Source organism: Thiothrix sp., from assembly GCF_028714775.1.
Classification (GTDB): Bacteria; Pseudomonadota; Gammaproteobacteria; order Thiotrichales; family Thiotrichaceae; genus Thiothrix.
The window spans coordinates 1-3,635 of the sequence record NZ_JAQTLS010000060.1 but is presented as its reverse complement, the minus strand read 5'-3'; the positions used below and the strand labels follow the sequence as shown (position 1 = coordinate 3,635).

Below are 3,635 nucleotides of genomic sequence, written 5' to 3'. Positions count from 1 at the left end.
CACCACGGACCTACTATGGCTTCGATTCCTTCGAGGGTTTTCCCGATCCAGTCGAGAAAGACGAAACCACACCCATCAAGGGCAAGGGGTTTTGGGCCAACCCGCCCGACACTGTGCTCAAAGTGTTACGCGACGGAGGTCTGGGCGAAGAGGTGTGAGGCTCTGTTGCTATGACATAGACCTAACCGAGTGCCATGAGAGTCTGACCCTAATTATTTATCAATAGCGGCTTGCACTTGTTATAAAAGGGCTAGAGGCTGACTTGATATAAATTATTAAACCACTGGTTTATCCTCGGGATGAGCATAAGCATTCGACAGTGCAACATGTGGCGTGAGGTGTGTTGTGTCTTTTTCGATATGGAACAAAGGACGCCTTTTAGTTTCAAGATATGTTTTGGCCAAATACTCACCAATCACACCAATACATAGCAACTGAACCCCGCCCAACAAATAAAGCGGAACTACCGTTGAAGCCCAACCTGGCACAGAAGACTCTGTAAACAGTCGAAGCCAGATTGCCCACAAACTGATTCCAATGCTCATCAGCGAAACTGTGGCGCCCAACCCGGTAATCAACCGCAATGGCATGGTCGAGAATGATGTGATGCCCTGCCAAGCCAATGCCAACATCTTGCTCAAAGGATATTTTGACTCGCCAGCAAAGCGCTCTGCACGGTCGTAGTAAACGATTGCAGACATGAAACCCAATTGCGGTATGACGCCGCGTAAAAAAAGGTTCACTTCCCGATACTCGCGCAATGCTTCGACTGCCCTGCGGCCCAACAGCCGGTAATCCGCGTGGTTAAAGACGATCTCAACACCCAACCAGGCCAATAAACGGTAATAACCTTCCGCAGTGAATCGCTTGAAGAAAGTATCTGTCGTACGTTGCTTCCGCACCCCATACACCACTTCGGCACCAGCCGCGTGCGCCTTGATCATTTCAGGAATCGCATTTATGTCATCTTGCAAGTCTGCATCCACACTGATGATGGCATCGCCCCTTGCATTCAAAAGACCAGCAAGCACAGCCTGCTGGTGACCTCGATTCCTTGACAATTTAAGCCCGCGAATCAACCGATCCACGCTGGCAGCCTTTTCAATAATCGGCCACGTAGCATCGCGGCTACCATCATCCACGAACACAATTTCACTGTCAGAACTCAATTCAGCAGAATTGATCAATCCCCGAAGGAGCTTGGTTAACCTTGTGAGGGTTTCATTAAGCACCGCCTCTTCGTTATAGCAAGGCACAACAATAGAAAGTCTCACAGCTACCCTCCGATAGGCGTTTTGCCAGTATAAAAAACCCAGTATTTTGAAAGCAGAAAATTGCTGACCATAACTGTTAGCGTCACCAGCACCTGAGCAAATAACCAATGAAATGGCAGCACCGCTAAGGCCAAGTACATCAGTCCAGCGTTCAGTAACAAGCCAATCAGAACAGTTGCGACAAATCGCGGTAACGCATCAACGTGTCTAACCTGACTTCGAAATACTAAATACCGATTCAACCCGTAATTTAGCAGTGCACTGACTGCATAGGACAGCGTGCTTGCCAATACAGTACTAACGTCAAAAAAGTTAATCAGAGTAGCCATCAAACCGTACTGAAACATTGTTGCAATCGCGCCGACAGCGACAAACCCAGACAACTGAATCGGCAAACTCATATTTTATTGTCCGCTTTAAGACGAGTAACGAGACAGCCAAGCAAGACACACAAAACCCAAATCACTGGCAGATGATATTTACTGGCACTTTCAAAAAATGAATGCAAAACAAAAAGATAAGCCCATCCCCAAATTAGCCAACGCTCATCTACTGAGGATCTGCGCTTATCAGCCATCACAGCTATTGCAATCAGCAGCCACATACACAACCACCAAAAATTAGCAAGCGCCTTGGCCAGACCATAAACCAACATATTTTGAGTGCCACCACCACGCTTGAGTGACCCGTAAATTGTGCTTGAGTCATCGCCCATGAAACGCAGTTGCTTTTCAAAGCCCAGTTTTAGAAAATCCAGTGGATATGTCCGTATCCAATCAATAGCAAGCTGCTTACCAACATGGTCGCTTTCAAGCTCGCTGAGACTGGAAAGGTCATGCTCACCAACATCGGTGTAGCCACCATTAGCGAGTGGATTGTTGGCACGATAAAGATTTGAACCCCCATTGGTACTGACAAGAACCGGTGTGCCAAACACAACCATATTTCGGAATGTCCAAGGTAGCACAACCAACGCAGTACCAAAAATAAAAAGAATCAGCGTTAGCAAAATACCCTTGCCTGATGCACGCAGCCAGACAACAACCAACAACAACGGCAACAAAAACTGCAAACCTGGCTGCACCAAAATGCAAAACCCTAACGCAAGACCTGCGCAAAAAACAAACCATGGCTTCGCCTTGCCCAATACAACTAGCAAGACCCAGGGCAACAAGGCAATCACAACGGCCTCTTTCTCAGGTGTCGAAAGTTGCGCAAGCAAGTTAGGCCAAATTGCAAAGATCCAAATGGCGATCCGCGCAGCAGTATCACCCTGAAGGTGGTTGGCTAACTTGATAACTCCAGCGGCAGCCACCAAATAGGCGACGGTTTGACTTAGAAGCACTGCAGTAGGCGCGTCAAAAAGCAGTAACCATCCGCACAACCACAACGGATAGCCCACAGGCCAGTAGGCAGAAGTGCCGCCAATTTCATAGGCCTGTCCGTTGGCGAGTGCTGCAGCTAACTGGAGGTAAATGGCACCGTCAGATTGAGGTGTGGATGGAAACACAAACACCCAAGTCAGTCTGAGCACTAAACCAATAAGTACGGCAACCCAAGGTGCCGGTAGACCAAGGAACCTTCTGAAAATACCAAGAGCAAGCGGGCGACAGGTTTTCAGTAGCACGATGCCAAAAAGAAGACCAGAGATTCCAACTATCGGCTCGGACAAACGGCCTTCAAATGGACTGACACGCAACATCAATATTGGGGTGGCAAAAAATGCAAATAAACACCAAGATACCAATAACCAATCTATCAGCTGACTTGTAAGGTACCGATTGAAGCGCAAATAAAATGGTGTTTGCATTTTTATGACCCTGATTGCATCGTTCCCAGACTGACCTACCCAACCCTGAAATGCAGTGTAGCGGTATTGCCCCGCAAAACACCTGAGTGACGCTATATTTTAGATAGCTGCTTACACATGTAAAAAAGGGGCTACAGCCTGATTTGTTATAAATTTCTTAACAACCTCAAACCAAATGGCTATCTGGTGGAAGCTGCTGACGTCGAAGCGCTGGCTGACCGGGTATCCCTGCTAGTGGCCGATCCTGTCCTGCGTGTGCGGATGGGTGAAGCTGGCCGCAACCGAGTGGAGCATGACTTCACTACACGACCGGTGCGGGAGTTCGAAGATTTGTTGCTGCGCTATGCTTCCTGAATCCGACTTCATCGGATTCCCTTCCATTGTGAATGACATTTTACGTCACCCTTGGAAGACGAAATTCCGGGGGAGCCTCAAGTTCACGGAAAGAGTATTATTTATTTTCACTAGGTAAATTTTCCTCAGTATCTGTGCAGAAACGACACCATGGATTGGACGGGCTTCCGATTTTAGGCGGAGTTTTTTGTTTTTGT

The 3,635-nt window shown here is 47.7% G+C and carries 3 protein-coding genes; all 3 read right to left on the bottom strand.

Annotation, left to right across the window (positions count from 1 at the left end):
• Positions 1-275: 275 nt before the first annotated feature.
• Genes PHE17_RS21485 through PHE17_RS21475 form a run of 3 tightly spaced genes read right to left on the bottom strand, consistent with a single transcriptional unit; the run spans position 276 to position 3,084 of the window.
• The gene (locus PHE17_RS21485; protein WP_301017976.1) at positions 276-1,274 is read right to left on the bottom strand and encodes a glycosyltransferase family 2 protein; all 999 of its coding nucleotides are present in this window, start codon (positions 1,272-1,274) and stop codon (positions 276-278) included.
• A gap of 2 nt (positions 1,275-1,276) precedes the next feature.
• Positions 1,277-1,675 (bottom strand): GtrA family protein, encoded by a 399-nt coding sequence (locus PHE17_RS21480; protein ID WP_301017975.1) that lies wholly within the window; start codon positions 1,673-1,675, stop codon positions 1,277-1,279.
• Positions 1,672-3,084, bottom strand: coding sequence for a hypothetical protein (locus PHE17_RS21475; protein ID WP_301017974.1), 1,413 nt, complete (start codon positions 3,082-3,084; stop codon positions 1,672-1,674). Before PHE17_RS21475 ends, PHE17_RS21480 begins: the two co-directional genes overlap by 4 nt.
• Positions 3,085-3,635 lie beyond the last annotated feature (551 nt).

Coding starts and splice junctions, on each gene's coding strand:
- PHE17_RS21475 (WP_301017974.1), bottom strand. CDS start 3,084: ATGCAAACACCATTTTATTTGCGCTTCAATCGGTACCTTACAAGTCAG.
- PHE17_RS21480 (WP_301017975.1), bottom strand. CDS start 1,675: ATGAGTTTGCCGATTCAGTTGTCTGGGTTTGTCGCTGTCGGCGCGATT.